Below are 20,691 nucleotides of genomic sequence, written 5' to 3'. Positions count from 1 at the left end.
CTACAGTACTTCATACACCTGCTAGACCGACAACTAGATTACACACACGAGGAAGATGGCAATGAAAAAGTTATTCAAAAACGGCTTTGTCAGATTAGGGCTTGTCATTGCAATTGCAGGCGGGGCCGTCGCTTATTGGTTGATGCCGCCTATTGCCAAAGTAGAAAGCGCCGAGATCGGCAATGGCACTAAAGTGAAATTCAAAACGAACGGGACGCAAATCGAACAATTTCAAAACCAATCATGGAACCCTTATTTTGCTAAAGGGGTAAATATGGGAGCTGCCGTTCCGGGACATTTCCCAGGCGAGCTTGAGATTTCGAAAGACGACTATATGAGATGGTTTGAAATGATTCAGGAGATGGGCGCCAACGTCATTCGCGTGTACACCGTTCTTAAACCGGAGTTTTACGAGACTTTGGTCCGATATAACGCGAAACATCAGGATAATCCGCTCTTCTTCATTCAAGGAGTATGGAGCCCGGAAGAACAATTGATTGCGGGTCAGAACGCCTTTGATCCGAAGGTCAAACAGAAGTTTGAAAAAGAGATTCAAGAGGCCGTAGAAGCGGTGTACGGAAATATCGATCTGGAAGCCGAGGAACACTCCGGTAAAGCCAGCGGCAAATACGTATTCAACGCAGGGCCCTATCTCATGGGATGGATCGTTGGCACGGAATGGGATCCTGTGATGGTAGTAAAGACGAATAAGAACAATCCGGACGTAGCGGATTATCTAGGAAAGCATTTTCAAAGCAAACCCGGGGCCAGTCCCTTTGAAAAATGGTTGGCCGAGATGGTCGACATCACGGCTGCAACGGAAGTGAAGCACGGATGGCAGCATCCGATTGCCTTCTCGAATTGGGTGACGACCGACCCGCTTGAACATCCGGGCGAGCCCTTGGTTGCCGAAGATATGGTCAGCGTTGATCCGACGCATATTGCGGCCGTTGATTGGGATGCCGGTTATTTTGCCTCCTATCACGTGTACCCCTATTACCCGGATTTCTTTACCTTCGACAAATCGTTTCAAACCATGAAGAACGATAGAGGGGAAGTAGACAGCTACAAAACTTATCTTCACAAGCTGAAGAATTACCATAAAGATATGCCGATTATGATTACCGAGTTTGGCGTTCCCGCCTCGCAAGGCATCGCCCATACAGGCATGCTGGGGCGCAATCAGGGAGGACACGACGACAAGACGCAAGGGGACATGGATGCGGATATGTTCCGTCAAATCCATCAGGAGGGATACTCCGGCGCGATCTTGTTTACGTGGCAGGATGAATGGTTTAAGAAAACTTGGAACACGATGCACTACGATATCCCTGACCGACGGGCTTATTGGTACAACCCGCTCACGAACGAATCCCATTTCGGTGTACTCGGCATGTATCCGAGCAAAGATGATGTGATTCACATCGACGGGGATGCTTCGGACTGGGATAAGCTCGATGACGGAGATAAGACTAAGCTGGATATGCAGGCTGAAGGATTTAATGAAATATGGGCTACGCATGATGAAGGGTATCTATACCTCTTGATTAAGTTATCCGAATCTTTAGAATTTTCTAATGAATCAATCTATCTCGGATTCGACACATTAAAGGGCGGCAATCGCCATGCGCCGCAGCTCCATGGAAAGACGCTGGACGAAGGATTGGAAACATTAATCGAACTCGGCAACAAGGATAAAGGACGGATGATGATTGCCTCCAATTATGACTTCCATACCCGGTACTATGGCCATTTATCGAAAATATTAGCTTACGATCCCAAAGATTTGCAGGACGATAGCGGACTCTTTAAGCCCTGGAAATTGGTCGTGAATTATTTGCTCGAACATCCGGATGCCCGTGTCGATCATCCCTTTGGCGATATCGAAGTCGGAGACTTGCTGAGAGGAACGAGCGATCCGCAAGATCCGGACTACAATTCAAAGGCGATGTGGCAGGCCAAAGGCAATGTGCTGGAAATCCGAATTCCTTGGATGCTGCTAGGATTCAATGATCCGAGCTCGCTCAGCGCGATTAGTTACACGGATACCGGAACGAAGGAATTCGAATCCGTGAAAGTCGAGGGTGTCCGCCTTGTTCCATGGATCGTCCGCAAGGATTCGAAAGAAGTGATCGGACTCGAAGGCAACAACCCGTATCCGGTGTCGAAGCTTCCGGTTTACTCTTGGAAAAGGTGGGAGGATATCGACGTCAACTATGTGGAACGTCCAAAACAAAGTTACTATACGATGCAAAAAGCGATGCGCGAAGTGAATCAACCGGCATCCGAGTAACCATAAAGGAAGGGTTTTGTTTGTGTATATCAACATCGAAGTGGCGATCAAATTTTTATATGTTCTCATCCTTCTGAATGTGGTGTTCGCCGTCGTGGTGTATGCCATGAAAATCAAGAAGTTGAGAAGAACCCGAACGGAACGCAGGTTCGAGGTCAAAATCAAAGATTACCTTACGTATGTACTGGTTAACATCGAAGGCAAAGAACCGTTGCACGCACCGCCGTTTTCAATGAACAAAGTCGAACAAGAAGCGATGCAAGAGCGGTTGAACGATATGATCGAGAACTTTACCGGAGCTGCTCGCGAGAAATGTATGGAGCTATGCGAACGTTTGGGACTGGTGCAGATTCATCTGGACCGTATGAAAAAAGGTTCTTACTCCATGAAGATCGATGCGGCGTATCACTTAGGCTGCATGAGAGTCCGGGAAGCCGTTCCGGCTATGCTCAAGTTTCTCCAAACGCATAAACTGAATTCTTCCCTCTTCGTGATCGCCCGTGCGATTGCGAAATGCGCTCGCGACGAGCGGGATGTCAAGGAAATGGTGCGGATTGTTCTGAGGCATAACAAAGGATTTTACGATTTGCTTGTCGACATGATTAAAGAAGCGGATATCGATCATGGGGCGTTGTTTGCCGAATTCGTTCAACAGGAAAACCATGAATTCATACACATCGGGTTGCGGGGATTAAAAGACTATACAGAGCCGACGGCGGCATCTGCAGTATATCGGCTCATCGATTCTTCGGACGCTACCATTCAATATAAAGCCGTGGAAATCTATTTGAAATCCGTTCATTTTATCCCCCGCAACGTCGTTCAGAAGCTGCTTCGGCATCCGAGGGAAGAAGTACGCATCCTAGCGGTTCAAGCGATTGCCGATCTGAAGCTGGCGACGTATATCGATGTCATGAGAAACGCCTTATTGGATGAAAGCATGCGAGTATCCGATGCCAGCGCGAAAGGGTTATTGCTTCTTGGAGAAGAGGGAATCGCTGAATTGTGCGGTGTCGCTGCAGAAGTAAGAGGGTCGGAGCAAGGGGAATACCTCCACATGCTTATTGAGGAACAGATTCATTCTCTTTCGTTACAGCTCCATGATCTTGACCGACTGACGCGATATAATTCGTTGGTTTACCATTACGGGAAAACGTTCGGCAAGACCAAACGAATTTATCGGGTTGTGTAGCTTATGGATTTAGGAGGAAACAAAGAATGAGAATGCTGGAATATTTATTGCAACAATTCATGAACTTCTTGCGCGACTTTTTATTGGGGTACGGCTACTTTGCGATGTATTATGCATTGGCGATTACTTTCGTTTATTTCCTGATCTTCTCCCTATCGATTCGGCATACTTCCCCACTTCAAAGAGGGATTAAATATAATCGCGTGCAGAAGCTATCCGGTTCCGAACATGTGCCGCCAGTATCATTGTTAGTCCCGGCCTATAACGAAGAATTGATGATTAAAGAAAACGTACGATCCTTATTGGCCTTGAATTATCCGGAATACGAGGTCATCGTCGTGAATGACGGCTCCAAAGACGATACGGCCAAAATCATGATCGAAGAGTTTCAACTGAAAGAAATCAAACCTATTGTTGCCAAACAGATTAAAACCGAAAAAGTCAGAGGCTATTATCACAATCCCGAATACCCCAATTTGTATTTCATCGATAAAGAAAACGGAGGGAAAGCGGACTCCTTGAATGCAGGGATCAATCTTTCCCGACATCCGTTGATTTCTACGATCGATGCGGATTCGCTTCTGGAGAAGGATGCGCTGACTAGAATCGCCAGAGTGTATATGGAAAATCCCGAAGAGACCGTGGCGGTTGGGGGAAACGTTCGAATCGTTAACAGTTGCACAGTAGAAGACGGGATGGTCAAAAACATCAGATTCCCCAAACAATGGTGGCCGGCTCTCCAGAACGTAGAGTATATCAAGGCATTCTTGGGCGGTCGGATCGGTTGGAGCGCCATTAACGGATTGATCATCGTATCCGGCGCCTTCGGCGTATTTCAGAAAGATAAAGTCATTGCCGTAGGCGGTTACCGCGGCGGATACCCTGGGGAAGACATGAACATCGTCATCAAGCTGCATCGGTATTGCCTGGAGAACAAAATCCCTTATCGGGTCGCTTTTTGCCCGGATGCCGTGTGCTGGACGCAAGCGCCGGATACGTACCGGATTCTAAGCAGCCAACGGATGCGTTGGGGTCGCGGAAACTTGAAGAACATGATCGAAGAAGGAGTCCATATGGTTTTCCGCCCCCGTTATAAGGTGTTTGGGCTTTTAACGCTTCCTTATAACGTCCTGTTCGAAACGTTAAACCCATACTTTCGCTTGAGCGGCTTGCTCGCCATGATCGGGTATTGGCTGCTCAATATGTCGGATTGGAAAACGGTCGCCGTCTTTATGCTGGTGAACTTCTTCTCCAGCTTCATTCTTAGCCTCGGCGCTTTATTTATCGAAGAAAAAGCGTTTAGTCGTTATCCTAGGCTGAGCGATCTCCATAAAATGGTGCTTTATTCTATCCTCATGTTTCTCGGTTATCGTCAAGTCGGCGTTCTGTGGAGGTTCTTGGGGCACATCGACTACTTCCGCAACAATAATACGTGGGGAACGATGGTTAGAACCAATTTCAATAAATAACATTCAAATTGATTAAAGGAGTGAAAATATGGCGATTGTGATTCGCAACAGCATTCAGGAAATCACGCTGCAGCTGTTACAGTACATTCATTCGGCGACCGCGAAGAGCGGTTCGTGCGGAGTCATTCTGGCTCCGTGCGCGAAGACGAACCCCAAAACGCTCGAACAAGCAAAAGGGCTTATGAGCAAAAATGATGCCTCTCTTTCGGTCCAATTGTTCTATGACGATCCGAATCAAGTTCTGTGCGCCGTATTGGACGGCGGGACCTTGGGCAGTACCCATTATGCGTCTCTCGTATTAAAGGATTTTCTCCAACCTCAGCATCTGCTGCAAGGGCATTTGATCGTATCCAGCTTCCCGGAGAGCGCAAAACCGACCGAGTCCGCGATCGCGGCATTCCTGCAACAGGCGATCCTGAGCAAAGGGAACGAGGATGACATCCGCTTCTATACGGCAGCCCATGCCGAGACATCCGTTCTGCTTGCCGATCCCGACGATCTCGTTCGCGAATTCATCAAGATTCGGCTGGATCTGAAGGGGTATCGCGTCTATGAGGCCAAGGATGGGCAAGAGGCCTACGAGGAATTCGTCCGGCGATTGCCGGACCTCGTCATTACCGAGTTGAATTTACCGATCATGGACGGATACCAACTTATCCGTAGCATCCAACGTCATGATTCGTATGAAGGCAAGGTGATCGTTCTGACGGACAAGCAGCTCTCGGAAAACAGGAGTCGCGCTTACGAGTCGGGGGCTGCCGACTATGTGACCAAGCCGCTATCGATTTCTGAATTGGAATGGAAAATCAAGAGACTGACCAGTAACTCTTAATCTTGTGAATTCGAGGAGCGGATAGGACATGACATACAATATATTAAAAGAAAATCTGCAAAATAAAACGGCGAAGGTAGGCGTCGTTGGTCTCGGGTATGTCGGCTTGCCGTTAGCGATGGAAATGGTGAAAGGCGGTTTTACCGTCTATGGCATTGATTTGGACGAGCATAAAGTAAAGTCCCTTCTGGATGGAGAGTCCTATATTCAAGATGTGCCAAGTTCCATGGTGGCCGATGCCGTGGGCAGTGGGAAATTCGTGCCGACGAACCGATTCGAAACCATTCGGGAACTGGATACGATCAGCATTTGCGTACCGACTCCTTTAAGCGAGAACCAGGATCCGGACACTTCCTTTATCGTGAGCGTCGTGAATGAGATTAAGAGCTATATCAAAAAAGGAACCTTGATCGTCCTTGAAAGCACGACGTATCCCGGAACGACGGAAGAATTGATCGAATACGAGCTTGAGGCTATGGGATTAACGGTAGGCCGAGACTACTTCCTATGCTTCTCGCCGGAACGGGTGGACCCGGGCAATCCCGACTACAATACGTTTAATACGCCCAAGGTCATTGGCGGAACGACCGAGAAATGCAAAGAGCTTGGGGTTACGCTATACAACAACGTGGTCAAAACCGTCGTTCCGGTGTCTTCTCCTAAAGTGGCGGAGATGTCCAAGCTGCTTGAAAATACGTTCCGCAGCGTTAATATCGCGTTCGTCAACGAATTGGCCATGATGTGCGATCGCATGGCGATCGACGTATGGGAAGTCATTCGAGCGGCTTCTACGAAACCGTTCGGATTCATGTCCTTCTATCCGGGGCCGGGAATCGGCGGTCACTGCATTCCTCTGGACCCGATGTATTTGTCCTGGAAAGCCAAAGAATTCCGCTTCTATAGCAAATTTATCGAATTGGCCCAATCCATTAACGATAATATGCCGGAATACGTGTTGAACCAAACGGCTCAAGTGTTGAATGTATATGCGAAATCGATCCGCAACTCGAAAGTTCTGATACTAGGTATGTCCTATAAGCCGGATATTGACGATCTACGCGAATCTCCCGGCTTGGAAATCTATGAATTGTTCAAAAAAAGCGGAGCGAAAGTCGACTATTACGATCCGTATGCGACTTCGTTCAAGGACGAGCAAGGTCACGTCGTTCATACGGTAAAATACGATACGGAAACCTTCTCCCAATACGATTGCATGGTGTTAATCACCAATCACCGAAGCTTCAGCTATCATGAATTGGCGGAGATGGGCGTTCCAATCATCGATACGCGCAATGCTTTTGCAGATATCAAATCGGATAACATTCACAAGCTAGGAACCGGAATCCATCAAAAAGACGTGAAGGTTCTTGTTGGCGCTTAAGCCCCAATCTCTAAGAAGAGTATCATTACTTAAAATGATCCTGATCGCCTTGCTAGTCTGCATGGCGATCACAACGGTTCTTATGCTGAAATGGAAATCCGATAAGCCGCCTGTAATGGCAACCTGGGTATGGGATACGACGACGTTGACGAAAGACAAAGGCCAAATGCTCGCTTTTGCCGAAGAGCAAGGCGTAAACGTGATCTTCCTGCACATCGACCGCGAATCCAAAGACTTCGAACCGTATCGAGATTTCGTCGAGGAAGCGCACGGTTTAGGAATTGAAGTCGAGGCGTTGGGAGGAGACCCGTCCTGGGGATTAACCGGGCACCTGCAGGAGATCGACTCCTTTATCAGATGGATGGAGGACTATCATAGCGCCGTGGGAGAACAAGCCGAATTTGACGGCATTCATATGGACATCGAACCCTATCTATTGAAGGAATGGGAACGGGATCGCGAAGATGTCGTTCGCCAGTGGATGGAGAATGTGGAGTATTTGGTCAACAGGATAAGGCGGGACACATCCTTGCGAGTATCGGCCGATCTCCCCTTCTGGATTCATAAGATTCCTGCCCGCGCCAACGGAAACCTGGGGGCTTGGATGATCGAGCGGCTCGACTGCGTCGTGCTTATGAATTACCGAAATTTCGCCGTCGGAGAGAACGGAATTATAGACAATGCTCTGCCGATGATCAGGGAAGGAACTAGAGCAGGGAAACCTGTTATCGTAGGGCTGGAAACAGGCCCTGTGAAAGAGGGAGAGCACGTCACTTTTAAAGGCAAGAGCATCTCCAGCTTGCATCGACAAATGCGGCTGAGCCATTTGTCCTTGCGGGGGCATGCCGGCTATCGAGGCTTTTCCATCCATGACTACAAAAGCTGGAAGGAAGCCGCGGAATCCGGCCTCCATGAATGAAGGAAAGGACGATAAGAATGGGTAAATATTTTGGAACCGATGGGGTACGCGGCGTAGCAAACGGGAAGTTAAGCCCGGAATTGGTCTTTCGTTTAGGCCGAGCGGGCGGATATGTACTGACCCGGAATAAGCAAGGGAAGCGCCCTACCATTTTAATAGGAAGAGATACTCGCATTTCGGGAGAAATGCTGGAGGCGGCTCTTGTTGCAGGATTATTATCGATCGGCGCGGATGTGATCCGATTAGGAGTCATCTCTACGCCGGGCGTGGCATATTTGACGAAAGCAAGGGAAGCCGATGCGGGTGTCATGATTTCCGCTTCCCATAACCCCGTGGAGGATAACGGAATTAAATTTTTCGGCGGGGACGGATTTAAGCTGTCGGATGAGATGGAAGCGGAGATCGAATCGCTTCTGGATACAGACGAAGATCGGATTCCTCGCCCAATCGGCGCTGATGTAGGGGCGGTACAGGATGATCCCGATAGCGGACAAGCGTATCTCTCTTATTTAAAGTCGACGGTTAATCAACGATTCGAAGGGCTCAAAGTGGTCGTGGATTGCGCCAATGGGGCGGTATCGCGGCTCGCCCCCCGGATTTTCCGCGAATTGGGTGCCGACACGATTGTGCTGGCCCATCAACCGGACGGGTTGAATATTAACAAAGACTGCGGCTCTACGCACCCCGAATCTGTTCAACGGGCGGTTTTGGAGCATCGGGCCCATCTGGGCCTTTCCTTCGACGGGGATGCGGACCGGCTTATTGCCGTCGACGAGAAGGGAATGATCGTGGACGGCGACCATATCCTCTATATCCTGGCTGAATTCATGAGGAAGCATCGTCGGTTGAAGAACAATACGGTGGTCTCTACCGTAATGAGCAACCTAGGCTTCTACAAGGCGCTGGAGCAACAAGGCGTGGAGGCTAAACAAACCAAAGTCGGAGATCGCTACGTCTTGGAGGAAATGCTGCACGGCGGATATAACCTAGGCGGAGAACAGTCGGGCCATATCGTGTTGCTGGACTATAGTACGACTGGCGACGGTATGCTGTGCGCGATCCAACTGATGAATGTGATGAAGTCCGAATCTGAGTCTCTTAGCGGGCTTGCCCAAGGCATGACCAAGTACCCGCAGCTTCTGGTGAACGTTCAAGTCGAGGACAAGTCGAAGCTGGCGGGGAATTCGATGGTCGAAGAAGCCATCAGGACGATAGAGAGTCGGATGGGCGGGAGCGGAAGAGTGCTGGTTCGCCCTTCAGGCACGGAATCGCTTGTGCGAGTCATGGCAGAGGGCCCGAATGAGCAAGAGCTTGCAGGCTTTGTCGATCATATCGTCGAGGTTATTAAGGATGAATTGGAATTCAGGTAATCGGATATGAAAAGATGGCTCATCGGTCTTTTGATTGCAGCCCTTGGCGTAGCTATTATCGTACCTACTGTTTTTGCCGCTACCGAAATCCAAGTCGTTGTCGATGGGCAGCATGTGGTTTTTCCGGATGAACCTCCGTATGTCGACCACCGCTCCAACCGCACGATGGTACCAGCAAGATTCGTAACCGAAAAACTGGGCGCAAAGATGAAATGGAATAGACAGCTCAATCAGGTGACTTTTTCGTATAGAGATCGAACGATCCGCTTAACGATAGGCCAAAACCAAGCGCTAGTGAATGGTAAGGCGATAAAAATCGATGCGCCGGTCGTAATCAAAAATAACCGTACGATGATTCCGCTTCGACTGATCGGCGAAATCTTTCAAGCTGAGGTAGAGTGGGATGCGAAACGCAAGCTGGCCGTAGTTACGACATTAGCGAAAATCACCAAGGGAACGTGGATTTGGGATAGCCGCATGATCGCAAAGGATCAAGATCGAATCCTAAGCTTTGCAAGCGATCATGATGTGACGGCTATATACCTTCAATGGAATAGGGATATTGCGCCTAAAGTGTATGCGGATTTTATTCGAAGCGCCAAAGTAAAAGGAATCAAAGTGGAGGCTCTGGCAGGCCGTCCCGACTGGGCTCGTAAGTCGAATCAGGACCAAATCAAAACGTTTATTGCCTGGACCCTGCAATACAATGCGTCCGTGAAATCGGATGAACGTTTTGATGGCCTGCATTTGGACATTGAACCTTATCTCTTAAGCGAATGGGAAACAAAAAAGAAGACGATTATGGAAGAATGGATACATAATTTGAGATTTATAGAGCAGGAAACGAGAGGGCGCGGCTTAAAGATCACGTTGGATGTCCCTTTTTGGCTGCATACCTTGAAGGTACCCGACACCGAATACAGCTTAAGCGCATGGCTACTGGAAAAGTTCGACTGCCTTGTGATCATGGATTATCGCAATCATGCGTTGGGGAAGGACGGGATCGTCGACAATGCCCAAGCCATATTGAGAGAAGCCTCCGTTCTTAACAAGCAAGCTATCGTTGCCGTGGAAACCGCTAAAAGCTCGGAAGGCGATCGCGTTTCGTTTTATTCCAAGAGCGAAGATTTTATGAACCAAGAGCTGCAAACCGCTCATCAAGAGTTATCCCGATCTGCCGGTTATGCCGGAATGGCGATTCATGATTACAAAAGCTGGCTCTCGATGGTTGAGAAATCACATTAAAGATGAAAACCACAAGCCCTGACCGTACGATCACGCGAGCCGAGTTTGCGGTGGTGATTCAGCGGCTGCTTCGTAAATCCGATTTGATTTAATATCAAGGCTCAAAAAGAGACCTGGAATCCGTTGAGATTCCAGGTCTCTTTTGCGCTGACCCGGAATCCGAATGTCGAGCCGCTTTATATAGGCTCCCAGAGCAGTCGACATACAGCTGCGATTATTTTACGGAATTAAGGAGATCGACGTTCTGCCAAGAACGTTTTTTCCATCGGAGGAGCATCATAAATGCTCTTACCCATTCATCGATCGAGAAGGCTAACCAAATGCCTACCAACCCCATATGAAATACAATCCCGAATACATAGGCCAATGGCACGCTAATCGCCCACATGGACACTAGGCCAACAACTACCGGGAATTTGACATCTCCGGCTGCATTTAGTGAGCTAATTAGCACCATGTTACATGCGCGGGCCGGTTCCAGTAAAATAGAAAAGAGCATGAGTTGCTTCCCTAGCTGGATAATTTCAGTGTCATTGGTAAATAGGCCGAACAACGGACCGGATAGACTATAGAGGAAAATACCGATCGCAAGTGAAATTAGCAACGCCAGCTTCAAACTTTGCAGACCGGATCGATAGGCAGTATCCTTCTGATTAGCCCCGATCATATGTCCGACTAAAATTTGTGTTCCTTGGCCGATCGCCATCGAAAAAATAAAAACGAGGGAGGTTAAATTCTGGGAATAGATCTTTGTCGTTAATGCAGTCGTACCTAATATAGTTACCAGATAGGTGATAACAACTTGCGAGAGATTATAGGATACATGCTCGCCGGCAGAAGGGATGCCTAATTTGAATATAAGCCCAAGGTTTCTTTTCTGAAATCTAAAAGGATTTATTAGACATAAAGGGGACCCCAAGCTTCGCATACATAAAATCAGATAAGCGATCATCCCAATTGCTCGGGAGATCCAAGTGGATGCCGCAACACCTTCTACACCTAGATTCGGCAACCCGAATGGTTCCATCAGCACCAAGTAGTTTCCGAAAATATGGAGCACGTTTAACGCCAATGAGATTAGCATCATTTCCTTCACAATACCGCGGCACCGTAAAATTGTACCTAAAGTCATGTTAATAGCGGTGATGAAGACGGAACTGCCGACAATGGATAAATAAGAGATTCCTTCAACGTTTACATGATCAGGTACTTTGAAAATGGATAGAAAGACATCTGCGTATATAAATAATCCTACGCTAGCTATTAAACCGATTATTAAATTCAGAGTCAGTGCTGCTCTTCCTATTATATCGGCATCATTTAACTTCCCCGCGCCAAGCCATTGATTGAGAATTACGCCTGTACCTACAGTAACAAATCCGAATATCAAGCCCACTACGACTAAAATCTGATTGGCTAATCCAACTGCTGCCACAGCTTCATCGGAGTAACTGCTTAGCATCATTGTATCTACAGTTCCGATTAGCATGCCGAATAAAGCTTCTATGAATATAGGCCATGTTATCGAAATAATGCTCTTTTGACGCAGGTCATACGTTTTGCTCATACAAGTTCACATTCTTCCTGTTTATATCCAGCGGATCGGGTATACAAAAGCGACTATACGATAAATAATGGTTGAGAGAATGCGCCAAAGCCGCCTTCCAAATAAGCTGCCGCCCTTACGTAGCCTTCGTCTCCGCGACAGTTATAGCTAACGCTGTTGATGCGCCCGGAGGTTTCGTATAAGATGTTCCCGTCTCTGCCAATCAAGGTTATGTATTTGTACATGCGGTCTAACCCTTCACTGGAAAGCAAGTTAAACGTAATCGTGCCGCCTTCTGTTCGGATGGACTTGAAACCATAACCGGTTGAAATATAGAAACTTCCGGCTTTCATCGCCGTAAGGATGCTTGCATTCGTATTTTGTTCGGCCAGTACCATATTCCAGGCCCGTTTCTCTTGCCCGTACACGTGAAAATCGTCTCCACCAAAGCCCCATACTTTACGTTCAGCTGACAGCAATGCATCCCATTTGTCGAATGCAATGTCGTATTCGGGGTTTCCTTCGCCATTGATGACTTCAATTCCGGTGTAGTCATTCATCGCCAGCATATCTTCAATCGGCCAAAACTGGGAATAATAACGGTTTGGATGAACAAGTACGCTCATTCCGCCATATCGGGTGCAAAGGTCGGATAGCTGCTGATACCTCTCTATCGAAAATGCGTTCGAATAATCGTCCATGATCGACCGTGGAGGATTGATGAGGAGCATATGCCTTAGCGGACTGCTTACTTCTAACGCTTCGTAGACGGAAGGGATAGAACGTTCCCCTTCATGGGCGGTTATGAAGTCGTGATCGGAAATACCGAGAAAGTCGTATTGCCCATACATACGGTAGACGGTTTCGAGCGGCTGTGAGCCGCAAGCGCTATTCGTCGTATGGTTGTGGAAACTTCCCTTAAGCCATATTCCTTGCTTGTCATAAGGATTTGAAATTACTATTCGGTCCATGCCTATTCCGTCCTTTCCCGCTTTACTCTTTGATCGAACCGATCATAACGCCTTTGGCAAAATACTTCTGAATAAACGGATAAATTAAAATAATCGGTGCAACGACGATGATGATCGTTGCCATTTTCAGCGAGTTTCCCGTTACCTGAATTTTATCCAGCATGTCGTATTGCTGCGTTCCCGCTGCTTGTTCAAGTGAATTACGAAGTGCATCTGCCCGGGTTAGCATTTCCTGCAGCAATGTTGACAAGGGTCTCAATTTGCTTTCTCGAACGTAGAATGCGCCAGTAAACCAATCATTCCAGTGCGCAACAGCATTAAACAACGCGATGACAGCGACAACTGGTTTGCTGAGCGGCAAAATAATTCTCATAAAAATGGATAAATCATTGTACCCGTCGATCCGTGCCGATTCTTCAAGACTTGGACTGATTTCCTGGAAGAAGGTCCGCATGATAATGATGTTCCATGCACTGTACAATCCCGGTACAACGTAGACCCAGATCGTGTTCGTCAGTTGCAAGTCTTTCAACAGCATATAATAAGGAATGATACCGCCGCTAAACAGCATTGTGAAAAATATGAGCATTGTAAAAAAACGAACGCCTGGCATCGTTCTGCTCTTTAAAGCGTAAGCTGCCATCGCGGTTAAAAAAACGCTCGCGACTGTCCCGGCAATCGTACGAAACATGGATATACCAAATGCATTCAAAATATTGGAGGAAGTAAAAACTTCTTTATAGTTTTCAATAGACCACATTCTCGGCCAAAAATAAATGCCGCCTCTTTCTGCATCTTTACCGGAATTGAAGGAGAGCGCGAAAATATTCAAAAGCGGCAAAATAATGGATAAACATAACAGGATGATCGTCACATAGATAACGATCCGGGTAATTTTTTCTCCTGTAGTAATCTTGTAAAATTCGTTCCCCACGTGATTTGCACTCCTTCAAGGTTTGCGATGCAAAACGGATGCCAAAGCATGTACAAATAGTGAGAGGTCGGTTTTATCGAAGAACCGATAAAACCGCCCCCCTCAAACAGCAATCAAAATATGTTACAGGTTCACCTTCGTATTCGGATCAGCGTCTTTTTTCTCAAGCAGCGCCAAGTAATCTTCCAAGCCGGCTGCGTACAATTGCTTCGATGCCTGATCGAGAATTTTCTTTACTTCATCCTCGCTTTTTGCATAATAAGCCCGTATGATGCTTTCGTTATAATTATCGAGTGCAGCCTTGAATTCCTGTTCCTTCGAGAACTCGCCTAGGAAAGCCATTGGAGAGTACGTATCCAACATTTCCGCATTTTTCCGTTTTTCGTCCCAGCCCCAATATTCGGCAAGCTTGAGCGGGCCCTCATCAACGTTGGGATGAGCTGCGTTGCCATATTCTATTTCACCGAAGTCGTCAATTCGATCAACGTCAGTATTGCCCAGAAGTTCGCCCCAAGCATTTCCTACACCTGCGAACCCGAGCGCTTTAGCAGCATTGGGATCTTTATCTTTCAGTTCAAACACTTCTTTTTTTACAATCGGATTGCCTTTAGCATCCAACGTGTAGTCTCTTCCTTCAATTCCATACTGCCATAACAGCTTGCCTTCGCGGCTCGCCAGGAAATCCGCAAATTTAACAATTTCTTCTGGATTTTTCGTCGTAGTCGGAATTGCCCAAGCGCCGCCAGATGTTTTATAGTCAATCCCCATTCGAAAAGGCTTGTCGCCTACATTAAGTGGGCCAATCGGTAAATAATGCATATCTTTATTGAAATCAAGGTAGTTGTGCATATCCGCAACGATCGCGAAAGACCCGTTCAAAATGCCTTCTGTTGCGCGATTTTCATCCATTGTATAAAATTCAGGGTTCATCAGTTTTTCTTTCAGCAGCTTTCGGACGAATTCTACGCGCTTCAACGGGTAATCCGTCTGGATCTCCTGAACGATTTTGCCTTCCTTGTCCCGTCCAAAAGTATGGTTGACGTTGATTGTTAGATCGCTATACAATGCTTTAACTTCCTGGCCGCCCCAATATCTCGGACCGATGACAGAGACGTCTTTCCCATTGTAATCTTTGAAATTGCCTGCTTTAATTTTTTGTGCCAGTTCATAGATTTGCTCTGAAGTTGTAATCTTTCTTGGATCCACATTCAGTGCTTCAGCGATATCTTTGCGAATGAAAGGTCCACCAAACGATTTTCTCGTCACATATCCTACTTCTCGCGAAACGTTCATATGCATGAAGTAGGCTGCGCCGTTAAATTCCGGACGGAACATGACACCTTTATTCGTATCAAGCGGCAAGTATCCCTCTTGTAAATACTTGCTGTATACTTTCGTATCCTTCATGAAAGGGGCTAGGTCAGTAAACTTGCCTTCGCGCGCAGCTTTCAGTACAATGGGCATTTCCTTTCGACCGCTATGATTCAAATAAAAGGCGATAAAGTCCGGTAAGTCGTTGGCAGCAAGACCGGCAATTAATCCGTCGAGCGAATTTTGCGCACGCATGAGATTGAATTCGAAATCTATTCCTGTTTTCTCTTTAATTTGCTTCAATATTTCCGGGTTCATATCTTCCGTAATATCGTCTGCATCCATAAAGACCAAGCCTTTAATCTTGCGGTCGGCAATCCAAGTCGCTGGTTTTCCTGTGTTATCCTTGCCGGTTTCTTGCTGGGTATTCTGCTGATTCCCTGCATTTTCTTCCTTTGTTGTACATCCTGTCATAACTACCGAAGCGATCAGTGGAATTGCTAGCATCCTTGCCCATTTTGTTTTCTTCAACATGGTTTCTCCATTCCCACTTTCTCTTTGTTTTAGATGGTATAAAAAGCTGTTAATCGTTTCTCTCCAAAGAGAGAGGCTCTCAAGGAAAAGTTACCAAACCGAAGTGCCAGACACTTTTCGAGCGAAACGATTAGCAGCGACCACAAGAATTAAACCAATAACGCCTTGCATCATACCGACCGCAGTTGCGTAGCCGTATTGGCCTTCCTGTAAACCAACGCGGATCACATACGTATCCAGAATGTCTACAAGCTCTGCATTGCCTGGCATTTTGAGCAAATAAAGCTGGTCGAAGCCAGCTGACAAAATGCTTCCAAGCGATAGGATAAATACGATCAAGATGGTCGGCCGAATCGATGGAAGGGTGATGTTCCATACTTCTGCCCATTTGCTCGCCCCATCTATTTTGGCCGCCTCGTACATATCTTGATTAATTCCGGCAATAGCCGCCAGGTAGATGATTGAATCCCAGCCGATTGTTTTCCAGAGATGGCTGCCGAACATAATTTGATAAAAATAGTTTGATTCATTCATATAGAACGTGCTGCCGTCACCGCCGAAATAGGTAATCATTTCGTTTAACAACCCGGTATCCGGTGCCAAAATTCTTTGCATTAAACCGACGATAATTACCCATGACATGAAATGCGGCAAGTACGCAATACTTTGGGCTATGTTTTTAAACCATCTGCTTCTGATTTCATTGAACATAAGCGCCAGAAGAATCGGGAAGGGCATCCCGAGAAAAAGTTTCATGGAGCTGATGATGAGTGTATTTTTGATTAATGTCATGCTTTTATAGTCGTTGAAAAATTGTTCGAAATATTTGAGGCCTACCCAAGGACTCTCAAGTATGCTTAGATTAAATTTGAACTCCTTAAACGCCAGCAGCAACCCGCCCATCGGAATATAGGAGAAAATAATGAAGGATGCAATACATGGCATAAGCATCAAATACAAATAACGATGGAGTAGTACTTTTTTCCATATGTATAAAGGGCGTTGCAAGACAGGATTCCTCCTTCATTAGAAAATTTCTGAGAAAAACAAACAACTAGCCTCTTTGGGCTTGGAGCTGTTTTAACAGCGTTACATTGTTGGTGGTAATCTCATCTACGCCTATCTCAATCATGTTGCAGATCGCTTCCTCATCGTCCACGGTATAAACCCACACCGCTAAACCTAACGCATGAGCCTCTTCAACGACTTCCCGTCGGCAAGTTCTGTAATCCATGTTCAAGCCGAAGTATCCGCCAGCATGCGCCCGTTCGCTTATGGCTCGCGACCATGAGGCATATTCTCGTTCTTCATCATTAGTAAGATCATCCGGAGTGTTGTAAAGAACCTTGATCCCGCTATAAGAGTCTGTAATGCCATTTGAGCATCCTGTAATGAAGACAAGGTCTTCCGCTTCGGAGCGTTGAATGCTTTGAATGGCCGGTTGAATTGTGGCTTCCGTTTTGATATCTAGGTTGAGCTTTATCCCGTGTGTTCTAGCCTTGTCCACAATTTCATCGAGCGAAGCGATATTGTGAAATTCGTAGGCGGGGTTGATCTCCATACGGTTTTCAAGCTGGTTTAATTGCTCGAATGACATTTCGTGAAGTAACGGGCTATGGTCATGCATGAGTACTACTGTGCCGTCTTTAGTCGCCCGGAGATCGACTTCTACTACGTTTGCTCCCATAGAAATGCCGTCCATGAAGGAAGCCATCGTATTGTCCGGGGCGGTTCCGCAACCCGTATGTGCGCAAGTAAGTGGAAAAGATCGGTGGTTCATAAATCGTTCTCCTATTCCTTCAATTTTCATCACGCCATAATTACTATTGTTGTGATATTTATATTGTAAGTTGAGATTGTTATCGTGGTATTTCCACATTGACAAGTTATTATTAAGACTGATGTTGATGTTTTATTATGAATTAGAGGAATAATGGAAAAAAAACGACCTTTTTGTGTGGTTTATTGACGGAATGTTAAAAAAGCAAAAAGAACCAGGCTGAAATGCCGTAGGGAGCGGAGGGAGGCGTTGGAATAAAAATGCCCTCCCGATTTCCTGTTAGGAATCGAAAGGGCTAAAAAATTTGTTGCCTAGCTATTCGGGTTATCTGACCGAACTACTCCATGATTGCATTGGCGGTAATCCACGTAACCCCCTTCACCTCTAGCTCTTGTGCCCATGCTTTTGGATGCTCCTTTTCACATACGACCACATCAATTGATTCTAAAGGAGCAATGTGGCAGAAGGCTTGTATACTGATCTTGCTATAATCCGCCAGAATTATGACTTCCTTCGCTTTCGATATCACCGTTCTGGTTATAACAGAATCATTCATATTGTAATCGCTAATACCTGTCTCAATCGAAATACCCCCCACCGAAATAAAAGCCTTATCCACATAGAGATTTTTAAGCATCTCCAACGAAAGATAGCCACTTACAGATTGTTGCTCCAGCGATATTTCGCCGCCCAGAATAATGATTCGCCCGCTGAAGAGGGCTTGGGACAACGATTCCGTCAGCAGATTCGCGACCGTTAAGGAATTCGTGATAACCGTTATTCGTTTCTTGCCATTGAGGGAGCGTGCCAATTCATGGATCGTTGTTCCCATATCCATATAGATGGTATTTCCGTCCTGGATCAGATCGACAGCCCGGTACCCAATAGCCTTCTTTGCTTCATGATTAAGAATTTGTCGTTCCCGATACGGGGGCTCGCCCTCATCATATTGCACCTTTACAGCTCCGCCGTATACACGTTTAAGCTTTCCTTCCTCCTCCAACACAAACAGATCACGCCGAATCGTTTCATTCGAGACTTGAAGTTGTTCAGCCAGCGCGATAACCCGTACCTTTCCAATCGAATCCAATTGTATGAGAATATGCTGCTTTCGTTCTTCGGATAATAGAGACATTGAGCGATCACTCCGTATTTATCGGCTTATTAACTCTCGGTTACAAAATCAAAGCGTTTCTTAAAAAAAAATGGAATCACAAAAGTATGATATTCTCCCGTCAAGTACCGGTAATCCGGATAGGACAGCGGTTCGTTTTTTCCTAATTGCTCTACCCAAGGCGAGTAGGTCAGAAAAGAAATTTGGTTAGCCTCCTCATTAAATCCAGCTAGTCTCATCCAACCATTCCCGCCACGATAGCTATCTTGGTAATTGACCAACAGTTGGATGACCTCATGATCGGAATTATTTTTTCGTGTATGGTGAACAGTCCCGTCATAATGTCCATTCACGGTCATGAACACCTGATTATATGGAGCAACTAACTGCTCCCATATAATCCTTCCGTTCTCCGATTCATGGGAAGTCCGGCGTTCACCGTCCTTCGTCGCATAAAGAATATCATGTGACACAATAATAGTAGGCATTTGCCGATGTTCCTCGAGCACTGCTTTGCACCATGCCATGTCCTGCAAAAGGTACTGCATATCTGCCATTAACCATAGATAATTATAGCTTCCTGCTTTAATAAAACCATACGAGCTGTATCGGGACGGTGAATGGCCTTTATAGTGTTCCTTGCCGCGAAAGCGATCAGGTCCGAAGTGTTGCAAATAAGTATCGACGGCATCATAGTCGTGGTTTCCGGCGGTCATCATATACGGAGTATGAGATTGATCCAAGAGGGATATCGCTCTGGAAGAGCGATCCCACTCATCCGGGGCATCACTATGATCAACGATATCTCCTACAAACGCAGTCATGGCAATATTCATTCTGGAGTGATTGTCCACAATCCATTTCATCTGCGCATCAAACATTTCGGGGTTTAAATAGACAAGCTTCTGGGCATCGGGGACAAGAACGAAATGATAAGCGCTACTCTGGAATGAAAGCGGAGGCTCCTCGTTAGTGCCTTGAAGAACTTGCCGCGGCTTGGAATCGTGCAGCCAATCTGATCTTTCAAGAGGTTCTCCTGTGATGCGAATCTCTCGAATAGAGCCAGAAAACAGTTGATCCAGTTGGCCGCCCCATTCCGAGGCTCCAATGTTCCACGCGTTTCCTGCGATTACAGAGACACCCATGATATCTCTTGAAGGACTGTTGAAATCACAAATTCCGTCCACATACAAAAGGGTTTGTATCGTATCATTAACGATGACGACATGATGCCATTGTCCGGGCTTCATATAACGCGACCAATTCGTAACCGATGAAGTCTGATTCGTAGGATGACATACCCATTGGTATTCCTTGCAATTTGAAATAGATAACGTTGCAAGAAGTTCGTTTTCTCCCGACTTGCCAAGATCCGCCGCTCTGCCCTGTCTTGTCAGCACTCCCATCCAGCTGTGTCTATTCTCATCGAATAACTCTGGCATTTTAACAACGGCTTCGATTGTGTATCCTTGCTCGAATCTCTCATGATTGAGAGGGGCATCTTTCACGGTTCGAAAATAGCAGCCTGTGCCTTTCTCGCATCGATCATTATATAAAGATAAGCTGGCTCCTCCCGAAGTATCCTTCATCCATTCAAGATGAGAGTTGTAGAGTTGCTGGTTGCCTTCTTGAGTTGTGACTAATTCGATATGATTGCAGAGGCCGCTCTCATCGGTTAGGACCAGATTCCCTTCCTGAATCGATCCGGATTTCGTATGGATCGGATCGAATATCCAGTGGGCTAGTACTTGTGGAGGTTCCTGGCGCTTGGGGATATGCATGACACGACTCATTTGCATA

General features: G+C 46.5%; 16 protein-coding genes. 8 read left to right on the top strand and 8 right to left on the bottom strand.

Going from position 1 to position 20,691, the window contains the following annotated elements:
• Positions 1–61: 61 nt before the first annotated feature.
• The 8 genes from FPZ45_RS04300 to FPZ45_RS04265 all read left to right on the top strand — a co-directional run bounded on the left by FPZ45_RS04300 (position 62) and on the right by FPZ45_RS04265 (position 10,701).
• Positions 62–2,293, top strand: a complete 2,232-nt coding sequence (locus FPZ45_RS04300) for a hypothetical protein (protein WP_144698780.1) — start codon at positions 62–64, stop codon at positions 2,291–2,293.
• Between the two features lie 22 nt (positions 2,294–2,315).
• Complete coding sequence (locus FPZ45_RS04295; RefSeq protein ID WP_144698778.1) at positions 2,316–3,485, top strand: HEAT repeat domain-containing protein; 1,170 nt, start codon at positions 2,316–2,318, stop codon at positions 3,483–3,485.
• 68 nt (positions 3,486–3,553) lie between these two features.
• Positions 3,554–4,954, top strand: coding sequence for a glycosyltransferase family 2 protein (locus tag FPZ45_RS04290; RefSeq protein WP_144699274.1), 1,401 nt, complete (start codon positions 3,554–3,556; stop codon positions 4,952–4,954).
• A gap of 28 nt (positions 4,955–4,982) precedes the next feature.
• Positions 4,983–5,786 (top strand): response regulator, encoded by an 804-nt coding sequence (locus FPZ45_RS04285; protein ID WP_144698776.1) that lies wholly within the window; start codon positions 4,983–4,985, stop codon positions 5,784–5,786.
• Between the two features lie 28 nt (positions 5,787–5,814).
• A complete protein-coding gene (locus FPZ45_RS04280) occupies positions 5,815–7,167 on the top strand; it encodes a nucleotide sugar dehydrogenase (RefSeq protein ID WP_144698774.1) in 1,353 nt (450 codons plus the stop codon).
• A 34-nt stretch (positions 7,168–7,201) separates the two neighbouring features.
• On the top strand, positions 7,202–8,086 hold the full coding sequence (locus FPZ45_RS04275) for a hypothetical protein (protein WP_144698772.1): 885 nt from the start codon (positions 7,202–7,204) through the stop codon (positions 8,084–8,086).
• A 17-nt stretch (positions 8,087–8,103) separates the two neighbouring features.
• Positions 8,104–9,456, top strand: a complete 1,353-nt coding sequence (glmM, locus tag FPZ45_RS04270; protein ID WP_144698770.1) for a phosphoglucosamine mutase — start codon at positions 8,104–8,106, stop codon at positions 9,454–9,456.
• A 6-nt stretch (positions 9,457–9,462) separates the two neighbouring features.
• The gene (locus FPZ45_RS04265; RefSeq protein WP_144698768.1) at positions 9,463–10,701 is read left to right on the top strand and encodes a copper amine oxidase N-terminal domain-containing protein; all 1,239 of its coding nucleotides are present in this window, start codon (positions 9,463–9,465) and stop codon (positions 10,699–10,701) included.
• Positions 10,702–10,915: 214 nt separating this feature from the next.
• Here the strand turns inward: FPZ45_RS04265 and FPZ45_RS04260 are convergent, their stop codons facing one another.
• The 8 genes from FPZ45_RS04260 to FPZ45_RS04225 all read right to left on the bottom strand — a co-directional run bounded on the left by FPZ45_RS04260 (position 10,916) and on the right by FPZ45_RS04225 (position 20,690).
• The gene (locus FPZ45_RS04260) at positions 10,916–12,268 is read right to left on the bottom strand and encodes an MATE family efflux transporter (RefSeq protein WP_144698766.1); all 1,353 of its coding nucleotides are present in this window, start codon (positions 12,266–12,268) and stop codon (positions 10,916–10,918) included.
• A 53-nt stretch (positions 12,269–12,321) separates the two neighbouring features.
• The gene (locus FPZ45_RS04255; protein WP_246120315.1) at positions 12,322–13,218 is read right to left on the bottom strand and encodes a CehA/McbA family metallohydrolase domain-containing protein; all 897 of its coding nucleotides are present in this window, start codon (positions 13,216–13,218) and stop codon (positions 12,322–12,324) included.
• A gap of 22 nt (positions 13,219–13,240) precedes the next feature.
• Positions 13,241–14,152 carry a carbohydrate ABC transporter permease gene (locus FPZ45_RS04250; RefSeq protein WP_425456947.1) on the bottom strand — a complete coding sequence of 304 codons (912 nt, stop codon included), beginning with the start codon at positions 14,150–14,152 and terminating at the stop codon, positions 13,241–13,243.
• Between the two features lie 123 nt (positions 14,153–14,275).
• Complete coding sequence (locus FPZ45_RS04245; protein WP_144698764.1) at positions 14,276–15,997, bottom strand: extracellular solute-binding protein; 1,722 nt, start codon at positions 15,995–15,997, stop codon at positions 14,276–14,278.
• A gap of 90 nt (positions 15,998–16,087) precedes the next feature.
• Complete coding sequence (locus tag FPZ45_RS04240) at positions 16,088–16,948, bottom strand: ABC transporter permease (RefSeq protein ID WP_144699268.1); 861 nt, start codon at positions 16,946–16,948, stop codon at positions 16,088–16,090.
• 103 nt (positions 16,949–17,051) lie between these two features.
• Positions 17,052–17,777 carry a glycerophosphodiester phosphodiesterase gene (locus FPZ45_RS04235; protein WP_144698762.1) on the bottom strand — a complete coding sequence of 242 codons (726 nt, stop codon included), beginning with the start codon at positions 17,775–17,777 and terminating at the stop codon, positions 17,052–17,054.
• Positions 17,778–18,114: 337 nt separating this feature from the next.
• Positions 18,115–18,912, bottom strand: coding sequence for a DeoR/GlpR family DNA-binding transcription regulator (locus FPZ45_RS04230; RefSeq protein WP_144698760.1), 798 nt, complete (start codon positions 18,910–18,912; stop codon positions 18,115–18,117).
• Positions 18,913–18,941: 29 nt separating this feature from the next.
• A complete protein-coding gene (locus tag FPZ45_RS04225) occupies positions 18,942–20,690 on the bottom strand; it encodes a LamG-like jellyroll fold domain-containing protein (RefSeq protein WP_144698758.1) in 1,749 nt (582 codons plus the stop codon).
• Position 20,691: the final 1 nt, after the last annotated feature.

The organism is Cohnella terricola (assembly GCF_007786475.1).
Classification (GTDB): Bacteria; Bacillota; Bacilli; order Paenibacillales; family Paenibacillaceae; genus Cohnella; species Cohnella terricola.
This window is presented reverse-complemented; position numbering and strand designations above follow the sequence as displayed.

What these genes read in the sequence shown, in the direction of transcription:
- FPZ45_RS04255 (WP_246120315.1), bottom strand. Translation starts at nt 13,218, where the DNA reads ATGGACCGAATAGTAATTTCAAATCCTTATGACAAGCAAGGAATATGG.
- glmM (WP_144698770.1), top strand. Translation starts at nt 8,104, where the DNA reads ATGGGTAAATATTTTGGAACCGATGGGGTACGCGGCGTAGCAAACGGG.
- FPZ45_RS04260 (WP_144698766.1), bottom strand. Translation starts at nt 12,268, where the DNA reads ATGAGCAAAACGTATGACCTGCGTCAAAAGAGCATTATTTCGATAACA.
- FPZ45_RS04300 (WP_144698780.1), top strand. Translation starts at nt 62, where the DNA reads ATGAAAAAGTTATTCAAAAACGGCTTTGTCAGATTAGGGCTTGTCATT.
- FPZ45_RS04240 (WP_144699268.1), bottom strand. Translation starts at nt 16,948, where the DNA reads ATGCTTATGCCATGTATTGCATCCTTCATTATTTTCTCCTATATTCCG.
- FPZ45_RS04280 (WP_144698774.1), top strand. Translation starts at nt 5,815, where the DNA reads ATGACATACAATATATTAAAAGAAAATCTGCAAAATAAAACGGCGAAG.
- FPZ45_RS04235 (WP_144698762.1), bottom strand. Translation starts at nt 17,777, where the DNA reads ATGAACCACCGATCTTTTCCACTTACTTGCGCACATACGGGTTGCGGA.
- FPZ45_RS04285 (WP_144698776.1), top strand. Translation starts at nt 4,983, where the DNA reads ATGGCGATTGTGATTCGCAACAGCATTCAGGAAATCACGCTGCAGCTG.
- FPZ45_RS04230 (WP_144698760.1), bottom strand. Translation starts at nt 18,912, where the DNA reads ATGTCTCTATTATCCGAAGAACGAAAGCAGCATATTCTCATACAATTG.
- FPZ45_RS04265 (WP_144698768.1), top strand. Translation starts at nt 9,463, where the DNA reads ATGAAAAGATGGCTCATCGGTCTTTTGATTGCAGCCCTTGGCGTAGCT.
- FPZ45_RS04225 (WP_144698758.1), bottom strand. Translation starts at nt 20,690, where the DNA reads ATGCAAATGAGTCGTGTCATGCATATCCCCAAGCGCCAGGAACCTCCA.
- FPZ45_RS04245 (WP_144698764.1), bottom strand. Translation starts at nt 15,997, where the DNA reads ATGTTGAAGAAAACAAAATGGGCAAGGATGCTAGCAATTCCACTGATC.
- FPZ45_RS04275 (WP_144698772.1), top strand. Translation starts at nt 7,202, where the DNA reads ATGATCCTGATCGCCTTGCTAGTCTGCATGGCGATCACAACGGTTCTT.